The 15,165-nt window shown below is 72.4% G+C and carries 14 protein-coding genes and 1 riboswitch; of the genes, 8 read left to right on the top strand and 6 right to left on the bottom strand.

The features are described from left to right. Window positions 1-37: 37 nt before the first annotated feature. On the top strand, window positions 38-2,638 hold the full coding sequence (gene hrpB, locus ACTH43_RS05950) for an ATP-dependent helicase HrpB (protein WP_441444006.1): 2,601 nt from the start codon (window positions 38-40) through the stop codon (window positions 2,636-2,638). A gap of 6 nt (window positions 2,639-2,644) precedes the next feature. Here hrpB and ACTH43_RS05945 read toward each other — a convergent pair whose 3' ends face one another. Next, the gene (locus ACTH43_RS05945) at window positions 2,645-3,292 is read right to left on the bottom strand and encodes a GOLPH3/VPS74 family protein (protein WP_441444005.1); all 648 of its coding nucleotides are present in this window, start codon (window positions 3,290-3,292) and stop codon (window positions 2,645-2,647) included. A gap of 119 nt (window positions 3,293-3,411) precedes the next feature. On the opposite strand from ACTH43_RS05945, the gene ACTH43_RS05940 reads away from it, so the two are divergent. Then, window positions 3,412-3,879: a DUF3817 domain-containing protein gene (locus ACTH43_RS05940; protein ID WP_441444004.1), complete on the top strand. Its 468-nt coding sequence runs from the start codon at window positions 3,412-3,414 to the stop codon at window positions 3,877-3,879. Window positions 3,880-3,990: 111 nt separating this feature from the next. Here ACTH43_RS05940 and ACTH43_RS05935 read toward each other — a convergent pair whose 3' ends face one another. Beyond that, on the bottom strand, window positions 3,991-5,079 hold the full coding sequence (locus tag ACTH43_RS05935) for a hypothetical protein (protein WP_441444003.1): 1,089 nt from the start codon (window positions 5,077-5,079) through the stop codon (window positions 3,991-3,993). 29 nt (window positions 5,080-5,108) lie between these two features. Further along, a riboswitch (SAM riboswitch) is annotated at window positions 5,109-5,225 on the bottom strand. A gap of 83 nt (window positions 5,226-5,308) precedes the next feature. On the opposite strand from ACTH43_RS05935, the gene rlmC reads away from it, so the two are divergent. The 3 genes from rlmC (at window position 5,309) to ACTH43_RS05920 (ending at window position 8,337) form a co-directional block, all read left to right on the top strand. Beyond that, the gene (rlmC, locus tag ACTH43_RS05930) at window positions 5,309-6,475 is read left to right on the top strand and encodes a 23S rRNA (uracil(747)-C(5))-methyltransferase RlmC (RefSeq protein ID WP_441444002.1); all 1,167 of its coding nucleotides are present in this window, start codon (window positions 5,309-5,311) and stop codon (window positions 6,473-6,475) included. A gap of 63 nt (window positions 6,476-6,538) precedes the next feature. Next, window positions 6,539-7,237 (top strand): SRPBCC domain-containing protein, encoded by a 699-nt coding sequence (locus tag ACTH43_RS05925; RefSeq protein ID WP_441444001.1) that lies wholly within the window; start codon window positions 6,539-6,541, stop codon window positions 7,235-7,237. Then, a complete protein-coding gene (locus ACTH43_RS05920; RefSeq protein WP_441444000.1) occupies window positions 7,234-8,337 on the top strand; it encodes an asparaginase in 1,104 nt (367 codons plus the stop codon). The genes ACTH43_RS05925 and ACTH43_RS05920 overlap by 4 nt, the downstream gene beginning before the upstream one ends. A gap of 36 nt (window positions 8,338-8,373) precedes the next feature. Here the strand turns inward: ACTH43_RS05920 and ACTH43_RS05915 are convergent, their stop codons facing one another. Together ACTH43_RS05915 and ACTH43_RS05910 are read right to left on the bottom strand one after the other, a co-directional pair. After that, the gene (locus tag ACTH43_RS05915) at window positions 8,374-9,720 is read right to left on the bottom strand and encodes an alkaline phosphatase family protein (protein WP_441443999.1); all 1,347 of its coding nucleotides are present in this window, start codon (window positions 9,718-9,720) and stop codon (window positions 8,374-8,376) included. 259 nt (window positions 9,721-9,979) lie between these two features. After that, the gene (locus tag ACTH43_RS05910) at window positions 9,980-10,402 is read right to left on the bottom strand and encodes a VOC family protein (protein WP_441443998.1); all 423 of its coding nucleotides are present in this window, start codon (window positions 10,400-10,402) and stop codon (window positions 9,980-9,982) included. A 214-nt stretch (window positions 10,403-10,616) separates the two neighbouring features. On the opposite strand from ACTH43_RS05910, the gene ACTH43_RS05905 reads away from it, so the two are divergent. Continuing rightward, window positions 10,617-11,531, top strand: a complete 915-nt coding sequence (locus ACTH43_RS05905) for a sulfurtransferase (RefSeq protein ID WP_441443997.1) — start codon at window positions 10,617-10,619, stop codon at window positions 11,529-11,531. After that, the gene (locus ACTH43_RS05900; protein WP_441443996.1) at window positions 11,528-12,007 is read left to right on the top strand and encodes a SufE family protein; all 480 of its coding nucleotides are present in this window, start codon (window positions 11,528-11,530) and stop codon (window positions 12,005-12,007) included. The genes ACTH43_RS05905 and ACTH43_RS05900 overlap by 4 nt, the downstream gene beginning before the upstream one ends. A gap of 24 nt (window positions 12,008-12,031) precedes the next feature. Here the strand turns inward: ACTH43_RS05900 and ACTH43_RS05895 are convergent, their stop codons facing one another. Then, entirely contained in the window at window positions 12,032-12,901 is an 870-nt protein-coding gene (locus ACTH43_RS05895; RefSeq protein WP_441443995.1) for a hypothetical protein, read from the bottom strand. 187 nt (window positions 12,902-13,088) lie between these two features. Here ACTH43_RS05895 and ACTH43_RS05890 point away from each other — a divergent pair, with 187 nt between their 5' ends. Continuing rightward, a complete protein-coding gene (locus tag ACTH43_RS05890; protein ID WP_441443994.1) occupies window positions 13,089-14,447 on the top strand; it encodes a M20/M25/M40 family metallo-hydrolase in 1,359 nt (452 codons plus the stop codon). A 17-nt stretch (window positions 14,448-14,464) separates the two neighbouring features. Here ACTH43_RS05890 and ACTH43_RS05885 read toward each other — a convergent pair whose 3' ends face one another. After that, entirely contained in the window at window positions 14,465-15,148 is a 684-nt protein-coding gene (locus tag ACTH43_RS05885) for a TetR/AcrR family transcriptional regulator (protein ID WP_441443993.1), read from the bottom strand. Window positions 15,149-15,165 lie beyond the last annotated feature (17 nt).

Raw genomic sequence — 15,165 nt, 5'->3', positions numbered from 1 at the left:
GGAGCACCCCCACCCGCCGGCGCGGCATGATGGGAGGATGCCCGTCCCGCCGACCGTCCCGCCCGCACCGCACCGCTTCGACCTCGACGCCATCGGCACAGGGCTGCCGGTCGCCGCCGCACGGAGCGAGCTCGAGGCGGCGGCCCGCAGCGGCGCGATGGTCGTCACCGCGCCGCCCGGCACCGGCAAGACCACGCTGGTGCCGCCGCTGGTCGCGAACCTCTCCGAGGGACTGACCCTGGTCACCCAGCCGCGCCGGGTCGCAGTCCGGGCAGCCGCGCGCCGTATCGCCCAGCTCGACGGCTCCACGCTCGGCGGGCCGGTGGGCTTCACGGTGCGCGGGCAGCGGGAGGTGGGCGCCGGCACGCGACTGGAGATGCTGACCCCGGGGGTGCTGCTGAGGCGTCTGCTCGCGGAGCCGGAGCTGCCCGGGGTCGCCGCGGTGCTGCTCGATGAGGTCCATGAGCGCTCCCTGGACACCGACCTGCTGCTGGGGATGCTCGCCGAGGCCCGCTATCTGCGCGAGGACCTGCTGGTCGGAGCGATGTCCGCGACGCTCGACGCCGCGGCGGTGGCGGGGGTGCTGGACGGTGCGGCGATCGTCGAGGTCCCCAGCGCTCTGCATCCGCTCGCGGTCTCCTATGCCCCCTCCCCTGCCCCGCGGCTCGACGCCCGTGGCATCACACGGGAGTACCTGGACCATCTCGCCCGCACCACGGCCCGCGCACAGCGGGAGCACGGCACCGATGCACTGGTCTTCGTGCCCGGTGCCCGGGAGGTCGACGAGGTGGTCGCCCGCCTGCAGGGCCTGGTGGGAGGCGAGGTGGAGGTGCTCGCCCTGCACGGCCGGCTCCCCGCCAGCCAGCAGGACCGTGCCACCGGTGGTCGGCGTCCCGGTGAGCTGCCACGCATCGTGGTCTCGACCGCGCTCGCGGAGAGCTCGCTGACCGTGCCGGGGGTGCATCTGGTGGTCGATGCGGGGCTCTCCCGGGAGGTACGGCGGGACCGTGGCCGGGATATGTCGGGCCTGGTCACCGTCAGCGCCTCGCGCGCCGCGGCCGAGCAGCGCGCGGGCCGTGCCGCCCGGCAGGGCCCGGGCGCGGCGGTGCGGGTCTTCGCGCAGTCCGACCTGGCCGGGATGCCGGCGCAGTCCCCGCCGGAGATCGCCTCGGCAGATCTCACCGATGCGGCGCTGTCGCTGGCCTGCTGGGGAACACCCCGTGGGGAGGGCCTGCCGCTGCTGACCCCGCCACCCGCCGGGGAGATCGCCGCCGCGGAGGCAACCCTGCACGCCCTCGGTCTGGTCGATGACGAGGGCAGGCCCACCCCCTCCGGGACCCGCGTGGCCCGCCTGCCCGTCGGGGTGCGGGAGGCGCGTGCGCTGGTCGACGGGGCGCAGCGCCTGCCGGGCAGGGACGCGGCCCGCACCGCTGCGGAGGTGGTCGCGGCCGTCTCCGACGACCATCGGCCGACGGGAGCGGACCTGCCCCGGCTGCTCGCAGACCTGCGTTCCGGTCGCGCGCCCGGCGTCGAGCGCTGGCGCCGCGAACGCGACCGCCTCACCCGCATCGCCCGCACTTCCGGCGAGCCGCACCGAGCCGAGCCGCGCCGCGGAGCCGCTCCGCTCCTCACAGCCACCGATGCGGCGCACCAGGCCGGCGCCGTCCTCGCCCTCGCCCGCCCCGAACGGATCGCCCATCGCACCGCCGAGGGGTCCCGCTCCTACCTCCTGGCCTCCGGCACCCGGGCCGCGCTGCCCGAGGGCAGCGGCCTGCTGGGCCGGGACTGGCTCGCCGTCTGGGAGGTACAGCGGGCGGAGGGCCGCGCGGCCGACGGCACCGGAGCGGTGATCCGTGCCGCCGCACCGCTGAGCGAGGAGGACGCCTTCCTCGCCGGGTCCGAGCTGCTGGTCTCCGAGCGCACCGCCCGCCTCGAGGGCGGGACCGTGCGGGCCCGGCAGCGACGCCTGCTCGGGGCGATCGAGCTGACCTCGACCCCGGTGACCGCGACCGCCGCAGACACGCTGCCCGCGGTGCTCACCGAGGTGCGAGCCCGGGGCCTCGCGGGGCTGGCGATGAACGAGCCGGCCACGGCGCTGCGTGCCCGGCTCGGGCTCGTGCATCGCGAGCTCGGCGAGCCCTGGCCCGCGATGGACGAGGCCTCCCTGCTGGAGAGGCTGGAGACCTGGCTCGCCCCGCAGCTCTCGGCCCGCACCACGAAGCTCTCCGGCATCGATGTCACCGGCGGGCTGCGGCTGCTGCTGCCCTGGCCGGAGGCGTCCGAGCTCGCCGAGCTGGTCCCGGAGCGACTCGCGGTGCCGTCGGGGAACACGGCTCGCATCGACTATCCCGCGCCGGATGCCGAGGACGGCCGCCCGGTGGTGGCGGTCAAACTGCAGGAGCTGTTCGGCCTGGCCGAGACGCCGCGCCTGGTGCGGGGGCGGGTGCCGGTGCTGTTCCACCTGCTCTCCCCGGCCCGTCGGCCGCTCGCGATCACCGACGACCTGCGCTCCTTCTGGGACGGGCCCTACCGCGAGGTGCGCAAGGAGATGCGCGGCCGCTATCCCCGCCACCCCTGGCCGGAGGATCCGTGGACAGCGCCCGCGACCGCGCGGACGAAGCGCGCTGCGGGGCGCTGAACGAGATCAGGTCGCGATGCTCGCAGTGGTGGTCACCATCAACACGGCGGTCATGTCTTCCATGATCTTCTTGACGGCCTTTGCCGCCGGGTGGTTGATGTCCAGCGCCGTGATCCGCTGGTCGAGCTCGCGGCGGGAGAGGTCCGGCAGGTCAGTCTTGAGAATGCGGTGGGCGATGCCGAGGGCGCGCAGCAGCTCGAGCAGGATGCCGTCCTGCAGGCTCGCCGTCCCGGGATCGGTGACGGCGGCGGCGAGGCGGGCGCGCAGGGCCGTCTCGAGGGTGTCGTCGTGGGTCGGCCAGCTGGTGGTGAACCAGCCGTCCTTGCGCTGTACCGCACCCACGGCGGCGAAGCCCTCTCCGATCACCTCGGTGAGGTCCATGGTGCGGTGGGAGATCACGTGGGTGACCTTCTTCCCGTCGAGCTCGGTGAGCGCGCCGAGTGCCTGATCCAGCACCGGGAGGCCCGTCGGCGCGGTGTCGCGCACCTGGACCTTCGGCGCTCGTTCCTCGCTGAGCGCGAGCTTCTCGCGCAGCGCCAGCTCCGCCACCGCGGCGGCGGCGAGCGCCTGCTTCCGGTAGGAGGTCGAGTCCTGGCGGCCCGCGTCGTTGGTCAGCAGCAGGAAGAGTTCTCCGGGGATGGTGTGCGTCGCCATCCCCCTACTGTGACGCTCGGCACGCGGCCCTGACACCCCAGATCGTCCACCAGCGGGTCCGCCTTTCGTCGGGCCTCGCATCCAGCGGATCCCGAGCACCAGCTGGCACCATCGACCCCATGCGCCTGTTCTCGACTCCCTCCCGCCTCTACCGGGTGCTCGCCTTCGCCGAGATGATCACCTGGACCCTGCTGCTGGCCGGCATGTTCGTGAAGTACGTGCTGGAGTCCACCGAGCTGCTGGTGCGCATCGGCGGCGGGCTGCACGGCTTCACCTTCCTCTCCTACGGGGTGGTGACGGTGCTGGTCGCGATCGACCAGAAGTGGCGGCTGAAGGATCTGCTGCTGGGCATCGGATCGGCGATCGTCCCCTACCTCACGGTGCCCTTCGAGCGCTCGGCGATGCGACGCGGCCTGCTCAGCGACACCTGGCGGCTGCGCGAGGAGCGGGGCCGCACGGCACCGGAGCGCCTGGTCTCCCTCGCGCTGCGCCACCCGGTCCCGGCAGTGCTGATCGCCGTCGTCGGCGTCGCGATCGTGTTCTCGGTGCTGCTCTCCCTGGGCCCGCCCACCGAGTGGTTCGCCTGAACGATCAGCCTGCCCAGCGCTCGTTCAACCTGCCCAGCGCTGCTGAGAGGTGAAGCGCTGCTGAGCAGCGCAGGGCAGGCGTCCTGCTGAGCAGATCACCGCGAGCCCGCCTCAGCGAGGAGGCACGATCGGATCGATGCGCACCACCTCACCGCCGCGCAGGTGGAGGCGGCTGATCTGAGCCACCGGCATGCGGTGGGAGAGCCGCGGGACCGGCGGCTGATCGGGCTCCGGCGGCAGAGCCTCTCCGAAGCACACCCCGCATCCCTGCACGGAGAGCGCCTGGGAGCGCCGTGCCTCCCAATCCACCTGTGCCGCATGCGCGGCCCGGATCCAGGGCCCGCCATGGGGCCGGCAGGGCCCTGCTCCGTCCTGCCCCTGCAGCGGGCACTGCGCAGGCCGGGCCGTGACCAGCAGGTCCAGGCCCTCGAGCTCCGGGACCCGAGGGTCGGCACCGGTGGGAATCACGTCCAGTCCGCCCGGCCCGATCCGCAGCACCGCCCCCTGCCCCTGCTCGACAGCGATCAGCAGGGCGCTCTCGAGCGCCTGATCCGGGTGGGAGGCGAACAGGTCCTCGCGGGCGGCGGCGGCCGGTTCGAACCAGTCTCGCTGGGTCCCGACCAGCGCTCCGAGGGCCACCGGCCCGCCACGGCGGCGCAGCGCGGCGGCCACGGCGGGCCGGCGGTACCAGCTCAGCCCGGGCGGACGGACCGCACGGGCCCTGCCCTCGACGGGAGCACCGGCCCGGGCTCCTTCCCGGCTGGGTCGGGCGAGCTGCTCGGGCGGCTGCGTGCGCACCTCGAACGGTGCCTGGCCGCCGCTGAGATCAGCGACGATCGTGCCCTCCGGGCTGAGGGTGGGCAGCACCGGCCCCAGCGCCGGCACCACCAGCCAGGAGTGGGCGAGCTCGAGCGGTCGACGATCCCGCAGCGTGGACCGCACGATCTGCGGTGCGGGCGGGGTGGTGGGGCGGCGCCGACGATAGACGAGCCCCTCCTCCTCATCGGCGCCTCTCTCGAGGTCCTGCTCGTTCCCGCCTGTGAACTCGTTCCCGTCCGCGGAGGGCTCCACGTCGAGCAGCAGCTGCGGGTCCGCGCTCGCGGTGATCGGGCCGACGCCCGGCAAATCCAGCTCGATCAGCTGGTCGCGCCAGGTCTCGGCGAGGGGGTCGAGGTCCAATCGGTCATTGTCCCGAGTCATGTCTTCTGCCTTCCGACGTGGGCCCTCACGGGCCGCCTGACCGGACGAGCGGCTGCTCTCCGGCCGGGTCTTCCTCGACGGGCACCGAGTTCGGTTCCGGTTGCCGCGCGGCCTCTGTCGAAGAAGTGCAGCCGCGTCTCATGACCCACCTGCGACGGTAGCGGAGGGGTCCGACAGTCGAAGCCCCCACCGGCGCCTGCCGCTGCCCCATGCCTCGTAGACTCCTGGGGTGCGGTGCCATCATTTCGAGTCCGGTGAGTGCAGGTCCTGCACCCTCCTGGACCTCCCCCGCCCCCGCCAGATCGCCGAGGGCCGTGACCGCGTCGAGCAGCTGCTCGCACGCTTCCTGTCCCCCGGCACCACCTGGGGCGCTCCGCTGCTCGGCGCCGACTCCGGATTCCGGGCACGCGGGAAGATGGCCGTGGCCGGCACCGCCCAGGAGCCTCGGCTCACCCTGCCCGGTCAGGCCCTGGGGGTCGATCTCAGCGACTGCCCGCTCTATCCGGACGGGGTCGAGGAGGTGCTCGAGGGGGCCAAGGCGCTGATCCGGCGGGCACAGGTGCCTCCGTATGACGTCGCCCGTCGCCGCGGCGAGATCAAGAACGTGCTGGTGACCGCCTCGCCCGACGGCGAGCATGTGCTGCGGCTGGTGCTGCGCAGCGAGCAGGCGCTCGAGCGGATCCGCGAGCATCTGCCCCGGCTGCTCGAAGCCCACCCCTCCGTGATCGCGGTCTCGGCGAACGTCCATCCGGACCACACCACCGCGGTCGAGGGCGAGCAGGAGATCCCGCTGGCCGGCGCCGCATCGATCGCTGTGCGCACCGGGGACGTCACCCTGTTCGCCCGCCCGCAGTCCTTCCTCCAGACCCACACCGAGGTCGCCGGGAAGCTGTACCGCCAGGCTGCGGAGTGGGTCGCGGAGATCGCCGCCGCGCACGAAGGATCTCCGCGGCTCTGGGACCTCTACTGCGGGCTCGGGGGATTCGCGCTGCACGCGGCGCTGGCCGCCCCCGCCGCCCGTGTCACCGGGGTGGAGGTCTCCGCGCAGGCCATCGACGGGGCCCGCGAGGCCGCCGCCGCTCAGGGCATTGCAGCGGACTTCCTCGCGGCGGATGCCACCAGCTGGGCGATTGAGACGGCCACCGGCGCCGAGGGCCCGCCCGAGATCGTGATCGTCAACCCGCCCCGTCGCGGGCTGGGGCCGCGCCTGGCCACGTGGCTCGAGGACTCCGGCGTGCGCGACGTCCTCTACTCCAGCTGCAACCCGACGACCCTCGCCACCGACCTCGCCGCCATGCCCTCGCTGCGCATCACCGCCGGCCGCTTCGTGGACATGTTCCCGCACACCGAGCACGCCGAGGTCATCGTGCGGCTGCGCCGCACCGATCCGGCCTGACACCCACCCGGCCCCACCTGACCTGACACAGTGGGCCCTGTACATCGCCTTCGAAGGAGCCCCATGACCGCCACGCCCACCAGCCAGCTGACCGACGTCACCCGCACCGTCACCCTCTCCACGGACGGCAACACCGTCACGCTCGAACAGACCTTCCCGGTGCACCCCGAGGAGCTGTGGTCCGCCCTCACCATCGGCTCGCACCTCGAGGTGTGGTTCGGCCGGGCGAGCGGCGAGGTGACCGAGGGCGGCCGCTACGAGCTGCCCGATATGGAGACCCGCGGCGCCGTGCTCGCCGTCGAAGAGCCCTCTCGCCTGCTGCTGAGCTGGGACGTCGGCAAGAGCACCAGTCAGCTGGAGCTGCTGGTCGCCCCGGTCGACGCATCAGGCGCAGCAGAGGCAGCACCAGCAGCAGGTGCCGATGAGGAGGGAGTCCAGGCAGCCCCCGCCGGATCCCGCTTCACCCTGCGCCACACCGTCCCGGATGACGCCCACTGGAAGACCTTCGGCCCCGCAGCCACCGGGCTCGGCTGGGATGCGGCGCTCTATGCGCTCGCGCTCCATCTGCAGGACCCGTCGGTGGACCTGATCCCCCAGCTCGGGGACTTTGCCGGCTCTGAGGAGGGCGAGACGTTCACCCGCTCGACCGCGGAGGCCTGGTTCGAGGCGCACGCCGCCACGGGGGCGGACAAGAAGCCTGCCCGCAAGGCGTCGGTGCGCACCGCTGCCTTCTACCTGGGCGAGGAGCCGGAACTGTCGTGACCAGCACGTCGGACCCCTCGCAGGCAGCACCGGACGGGTCGTCAGCACCGGTGGCGGCAGCGCAGGACGGTTACGCAGCACCGGCAGCGCCGACGGCGCAGGAAACAGCTGCCGTCACCCTGCTGACCCTCGGCGGCACCATCTTCATGACCCAGGGGGCCGACGGCGGGCATGCCGTCCCGGACGAGGCCGCCGGTCAGCGCCTGCGCGGGACGCTCGTGGACGGTATCGACCTGACCGCTCTGGCGATCGCGAACATCTCCTCCTCCGATGTGCGCCCGCGGCATCTGCGCGAGGTGCTCGAGCATGCCCGGCGCGCGGTGGACGAGGGCGCCGCCGGGGTGGTGCTCACCCACGGCACCGACACCCTCGAGGAGACGGCCTTCGTGCTGAACCGGTACTGGGACCGCCCGGCACCGCTCGTGGTCACGGGCGCGATGCGGCCGGCGAGCGTTCCGGGGGCTGACGGCCCGGCGAATCTGCGCGACGCGGTGCGCGCAGCGACAGCCCCCTCGGCCCGGGATCAGGGGGTGCTGGTGGTGTTCGACGGCCACGTGCACCTCGCGGACCAGGTCACCAAGGCGTCCTCCCGCTCCGTCTCCGCCTTCGCCTCCGCCCCGTCAGGGCCGTTCGCGATGGTCGACGAGGGCGACCTCCATCTGCTGCACCGGCCCTTCGACCGCGCCGCTCGGGTCATCCGGGAGAACAGCGTGCCCCCGGACCGGTTCCCCGAGGTCCCGATCCTGACCGCGGGCCTGGACGAAGACTTCACCCTGCTGGATCACCTCCCGCCGCACGCCACGGAAGGGCTCGTGATCGCCGGGGTCGGGATGGGGCACGTCTCCCCCGCCGCGATGCCGCGCCTGCGCCGCCTGCTCGAGGCGGGCACGCCCGTGGCTGTCGCGACCCGCATCGCCGCGGGCGGCACCTCCACCCACCACTACGCCTACCCGGGCAGCGAGGTGGACCTGCTGGAGGCAGGTGCGCTGATGACAGGGTTCCTGCCCCCGGCGCAGGCCCGTCTCCTCCTGCAGGTCCTCCTCGCCGACGATGCCGGCCCGGACCGGATCCGCGAGTCCTTCCAGGCCTACGCCAGCTGAATCCTCAGACTCGCGGCGCCTGCGCGAGCTGAGCCCTCAGACTCGGGCCCGCAGGATCTCGCCGAGCACGGCGCCGTCGGCCTCGGGGAACTCCAGGCCCAGCAGATGGGCGAAGGTCGCCGCCTCGTCGGGGACGGTGCAGCGGTGGAAGCGCACGCCCTCGGCGATGTCGGGGCCGGCCATCGCGAACACGGCCTGGATGTCCTGCTCGGGCAGGTGACCGTGCTGGGAGATGAGGAAGGTGTAGTCCTCGTCGAAGCGGCCGTACAGCGAGCGGCCCTCCCACAGGTTCTGGAAATTCGTGCCGCTGGTGCCCTCGAGCACGCCGAGGAAGGGGCCCGCGTAGCCGTAGTCCTCGGTCATGTCCGCCAGCGGGTGGAAGGCCGCGACGGGGATCTCGGGATCCTCGACCCAGTCCTCGACCAGGGCGAGCACCTTCTCGAGCGTGGTCTCGTCGGCCTCAGGGTTCAGATACAGCTGGCCGGTGAGCCCGCAGCCGTGCACCCAGGCGTCCCAGCTGCTGACGTCCCCGGACTCGTCGAGTCGCACGAAGCCGCGCTCGACCAGCAGGTTGTTGCCGCGGAAGCAGCGGCCCACCTCGACGTGCCCGTGATCGGAGACGATCGCGACGTTGGTCTCCTCCGCGATGCCTGCGTCCTCGAGGGCGTCGAGGATCTCGCCGATCCAGCCGTCGACGCGCTCGAATGCCTCCTTGACCTCGGGGGTGAAGCGGCCGGTGGAGTGGCGTGCGGAGTCCACGTCGACCAGGTGCACGAACAGCACGTCGGGGCGGTCGGTGCGGAGGATGTCGGTGGCGACGGCGGTGTTGAAGCGGCCGAAGACCTGCTTGCGCTCCCAGCTGATCTCGCCCGCGTGGCGGTCCACGTACTCACGCCCACGGGGCGTGGAGGCGTCCCTCAGCACGGCGAGGGTCTGCTCGAGCCCGGCCCGGTCCCAGATCTCCGGCACCGCGATGTCGATCGAGGGCGACCAGCCGGTGACCGGCCAGCCCACGCTCGCAGTGGTGAGACCCTGCTCCTTCGCGAGGTCGAAGATCGTGGGGCTGGCGATGTCGCGCGCGTCCCAGAACCAGTCGGGCACGCGGACACCCGGGGAGACCTTCTCGTTGGCGTAGATGCCGTGCCCGTCGGCGGTGCGGGCGGTGGTCTGCGCGGTGTGGTTGGGGTAAGTCACCGTGGGGTAGATCGCCTCGGCGCTGCCCCAACCGCCGGCGAGGATGCGGGCGAAGTTGGGCAGGGTGCGGGCGAAGGGCACGTCGACGTCGCTCATCGCATCGACTGAGAGCACCACCAGGCGGCGGCGTCCATCGGGGGCGGTGCGGGCGGGGCTCTCGGGACGGGCGGTCTGGACGGTATCGCTCACGGGGACTCCTCAGGGGCGGCGCGGGTGGAAGCGCTCCCACGCTAGGAGCACCCGGTCACGCCCCGGGGACGCCGCGGTGAACGTGACGGGAACAGGTCCCTCGGATCCGTTCATCGTCGCCCGGGCCGCTCCACCCGTCCGGAGGTGGAACGGCCCGGAGTCAGGGCTCCGGCCCACGCGGGAGTGGTCGCCCACCGGGGGCGGTCGCTCACCGGAGGCGGCCACTCACCGGAGGCGGCCACTCACCGGAGGCAACTACTCACACGGAGCGGCACAGGCAGAACGGGTGGCCCGCCGGGTCGAGGTAGACCCGGAAGCCGCCCGATCCGGAGGGCTGATGATCGTGGACGACAGCGCCGAGCGCCAGTGCGCGCGGTTCTGCGGCGTCGATGTCCGAGACCGCGAAGTCCAGGTGGAACTGCTGGGGATGCTCCCCACCCGGCCAGGTCGGGCGCTGGTAGTCGTCGATGCGCTGGAAGGCGAGGGTGGCCTGCCCGCCTGGCTCGTCGGCCGAGATCCGGCCGGTCGGCGGCAACAGCTCGGCCCAGTCGGAGTCGCTGCCCTCCTCCACGCGCCAGCCCATGAGCTTCGCGTAGAAGGTCGCGAGCTGCAGCGCGTCGGGGCAGTCCAGAACGGTGACATCGAGCAGGGGGATGACGGGTTCCTGATCCGGGTTCTCCATGCGCCCACCGTAGGAGCCGGACGGGCGCATGGGAAGGGGTGCGGGCTGCCCGCTCCGAGCGCAGGGAGATGCGGCATGGACTCTCCGCCGCGAGCGAAGGGGGCGAGGCGAGGGCTGTCCGCCGAGGGCGAAGGGCTCGGTGCGCCATTGGCCGCGCTCCGGTGACAGACTGGGGGTACATGTCGCGCGCCATCGACCGTCGAAAGGTGAACTGATGACCGTTCCTGTTGATCCCACGCCTGCCCTGCAGGAGTACACCCACCCCGAGAAGCTGGTGACCACGCAGTGGCTCGCCGACCAGCTCGCCGCCGGGCGCCCTGATGGGCTCGTGGTCGTCGAGTCCGATGAGGATGTGCTGCTCTACGAGACCGGCCATATCCCTGGCGCGGTGAAGATCGACTGGCACCTGGATCTCAACGACCCGGTCACCCGCGACTACGTGGGCGGCGAGGGCTTCGCGAAGCTCATGGACGCCTCCGGCATCACCCGCGACACCACCGTGGTGGTCTACGGCGACAAGTCCAACTGGTGGGCCGCCTACGCCCTGTGGGTCTTCGAGCTGTTCGGCCATGCGGACGTGCGCCTGCTCGACGGCGGCCGTGCGGCCTGGCAGGCCGAGGGTCGAGAGCTGACCACCTCGGAGGACGGCAAGCCCGCCCCCACCAGCGGCTACCCCGTCATCGAGCGCGAGGACGCCCCGATCCGCGCCTACCGCGAGGACGTCCTGGACTTCCTCGGCGGGCCGCTGATCGATGTGCGCTCCCCCCAGGAGTACTCCGGCGAGCGCACCCACATGCCGGACTACCCGCAGGAGGGCACCGTGCGCGGCGGGCACATCCCCACCGCGCGCTCCGTGCCGTGGGCCCGCGCCGCCGCCGAGGATGGCCGCTTCAAGCCGCGCGCCGAGCTCGAGGCGATCTACCAGGGAGAGCTCGGTTTCGAGACCTCAACTCCCACGATCGTGTACTGCCGCATCGGAGAGCGCTCGGCGCACAGCTGGTTCGTGCTCACCTACCTGCTGGGCTTCGAGAACGTGCGCAACTACGACGGCTCCTGGACCGAGTGGGGCAACGGCGTGCGCCTGCCGATCGCGCAGGGCACCGAGCCGGGCGAGGTCCCCGCGCGATGACCGACGGCACGTCCACCTCCGACACTGCGTCCGGCGCAGGTCTCCCCGAGTCGTTCGCGGAGATCGCCGACGACTTCCACGCCCTGACCGGGCGGGATCGGCTGCAGCTGCTGCTGGAGTTCTCCCACGGCCTGCCCGCCCTGCCGGAGCGCTACGCCGAGCATCCCGAGCTGCTCGAGCCGGTCCCGGAGTGCCAGTCACCGATCTTCCTGATCACCGAGGTGGAGGGCACGGGCCGCGAGGCGACCGCGCGCCTGTTCTTCTCCGCCCCGCCGGAAGCGCCGACCACCCGCGGCTTCGCAGCGATCCTCGCGGAGGCGCTGGACGGCCGCAGCGTCGGCGAGGTGCTCGACACCCCGGAGACGGTCACCGGCGCGCTGGGCCTGGCCGAGGTGGTCAGCCCGCTCCGGCTGAACGGCATGGCCGGGATGCTCGCCCGGATCAAGCGCCAGCTCACGGTGAAGGCCGGCCTCTGACCTGACGAGGCTCTGTGCAGTGAATCAGAGCGGCGGGGTGCGGGGCGTGCCCCCCGGCGGCTTCTGCTCCCCGCCCGTCGTGCCGCGGTGGCCGTACCGTTCGTACGCCCTGCCCGCGGCGCGCTCCGCGCCCGAGCGCAGCACCCCGAAAGCCGCGCGTCCCGCCTCGGACTGCGCGAACTCGAAGGCCGATCGCGCCCGACGGCTGAAATCGGCGCGCTCCTCGGCAGTGGCGTGCTCATCCCCGGGGCCGCCGGCCGGCGAGGCGAAGTCCCCGTCGTCCTCGCCGCTCTCGACCCGGGCATGCCGGTCCCGCGCCACCTTCAGCTCGAGCGGCACCCGCACCTGCCGCACCAGGGCGGTGCGCATGTCCTCGCGGATCTGGGAGGCCTGCTCGTCCAGATAGTCGTCGAGCGCGATCGCCCCATCCTGCAGCGCGAAGGCCCTGCCCAGCAGGAACGACGCGAGATCAGAGGCGACCTCGGGCGAGAGGCCGTAGGCATCGGAGGAACCGCGCGCCTCGCGGAGCTCCACCGCGTCATCGCGCTCCAGCGGGCTGGGAGCGATGTCCACGGCGCTCAGCACGTCCTCCACAAAAGCGTGGAAGGCGGCATCCCCGGGCACATCGGCCTGGCGCAGCTCCACCCGGCTGGTCCCGTCGGGCAGACGCAGCCGGGAGATGCCCTCCCGCGCGAACTCATCCTTCGCAGCGCGGCGCAGCAGGCGCCGTGCGGCCCGCTCCAGATGACCGGCATCCGCATCACGGGAGATCTCCGGCGCGACCGCCCTCGCGTCGGCGATCAGGGAAGCACGGGCGCCCGAGGCTTCGGCGCGCCTGCGCACCGTGCCCGGCAGCGCGGCGAGCCGTTCGCGGAACGTGAAGATCTGCACCATGGGCGCACCTCCTGGAGGAGTAGGCGTGAGGTCCCCATCGTACGGACGCCAGAGCCGGAGGCCGAGACCTGAGACGGAACGGCCGGACACCGGCTTCCCGGCCGCCCGCCTCGAGGACTGATCCCTTCCGCGCGGCCCGGGTGCCGCCGAGTACGGTGAGGACACCCGACCCGAGGAGGACCCCGGCATGCCGATCGCCGCCCCCACCGCCGACGAGCTCATCACGCTGCAGGACGAGGCGGTCCGCTTCACCCGCGAGCTGATCCGCATCGACACCACCAACTTCGGCGGGAACGACCCCGCCACCTGGGGCAAGGGCGAGACCGAAGCTGCGGAGCACGTCGTCGCGGCGCTGCGCGAGGTGGGGCTCGAGCCGACGGTCATCGAATCTGCGCCCGGCCGCCCCAGCGTGATGGTGACGATCCCGGGCGAGGATCGCTCGCGCGGCGGGCTCATCCTCCACGGCCACCTCGACGTGGTGCCCGCGAAGGCGGAGGACTGGTCGGTGGATCCCTTCGCCGCCGAGCTGATCGACGGCATGATCTACGGCCGCGGCGCCGTGGACATGAAGGACATGGTCGCGATGCTGCTCGCGATCGCCCGCCATCTCGCCCGCACCGGACAGGTCCCTCCCCGGGACCTGATGTTCGCCTTCTTCGCCGACGAGGAGAACGGCAGCGTGTGGGGCGCGCAGTGGCTGGTCGAGAACCACCCCGAGCTGTTCGAGGGCATGACCGAGGCGATCAGCGAGGTGGGCGGATACTCGATCACCCTTCCCGAGAAGGAGACCGGCCAGGACGTGCGCGCCTACCTGGTCCAGACCGCCGAGAAGGGGATCGCCTGGGGGCGCCTGCGCGCCCACGGCCGGGCCGGCCACGGCTCGGTCCCGAACGACGAGAACGCGATCGTGCGCCTCGCCCGCGCGATCACCGCGATCGACGAGCACGAGTTCCCGATCGAGTTCATCGCCAGCGTGCGGGCCCTGTTCGACGGGATCACCGAGATCACCGGGGTGGGCTGGGACGAAGAGGACATCGAGTCGTTCCTGCCGTTGACCGGCGGGGCGCGCCACTTCGTCTCCGGCACCCTGCGCGACTCGGCGAACCTGACCATGCTCGACAGCGGCTACAAGGTCAATGTCATCCCGCAGACCGCGGAGGCCGGCATCGACTGCCGCTTCCTGCCGGGCCACCAGGAGCAGCTGCTGGAACTGCTGGACGAGCTGGTCGGGGAGCATGTCGAGGTGGTCATGGACCACATCGGCGTCTCGGTCGACTCGCCACGGGAAGGACCGCTGGTGGACGCGATGACCGCCGCCATCCAGGCCGAGGACCCGGGATCCCGGGTGCTCCCCTATGCCCTGAGCGCGGGGACGGACAACAAGCCGCTGAGTGCGCTGGGGATCACCGGCTACGGCTTCGCACCGCTCCAGCTGCCAGCCGATCTCGACTTCGCCCCACTGTTCCATGGAGTAGACGAGCGGGTGCCGGTGGACGCGGTGCGCTTCGGCGCAAGGGTCCTGCTGCGCCTGGTCAGCGACTGCTGAGCCGGCCGCTCAGACGCTCAGTCCTCGAGGGCGTCGTCCGGGTCTGCGGTGCGGCACAGCGCGAGCAGCTCGGCCGCCGCGATCGGATCCTCCGGACCGATCCCCGTGTACCAGCTGGGCGCGAAGGCCAGGACCGTCTCCAGCAGGGAGGTGGCGTCGAGCGACTCGCCTTCGGTGGCCCGCTGCTCGGTCTCCACCAGCCACTGCGCGGCCAGGGCCAGCGCCGAGCCCGCGATGGAGCGGCCTGCCGACTCCGTCCGCAGGCGGACAGGCACCCGATCGCCGAGGCGGGTCAGGGCTTCCCCGTGCAGCTTCGTCATCGTGTCGACCAGGATCATGAAGGTCCGGTGAGAGAACTTCCAGTCCAGCGCACCGCGCAGGAATGCATGATGCCGCTCGACATAGGCCACGAACATCCCGAAGCCGAACTGCACCGCGTCCTGCAGGCTCTGCTTCTCCTGGGAGAAGACGACCCCGCGCTTCCAGGCGGCATCGAACATCTGCTGGAGCATCGCACCCATCAGGTCATCGAGCCCGGAGAAGTGGCTGTAGAACGCGGCCCGGCTGACACCGGCTCGCTTCGCGAGGGCATTGACCGTCACCTCCCCGTCGAGGGCGGTGAGGTCTCGGGCGGCGGCGAAGATCGCGGCCTTGGTGCGTGCCGGTCGGGGATCCGGGGCGCGGTCGCTCATGCTGGGCATCTGCCCATAGTAGCCCC

The sequence above is a fragment of the Brachybacterium sp. genome (assembly GCF_052095815.1).
Classification (GTDB): domain Bacteria; phylum Actinomycetota; class Actinomycetes; order Actinomycetales; family Dermabacteraceae; genus Brachybacterium.
This window is presented reverse-complemented; position numbering and strand designations above follow the sequence as displayed.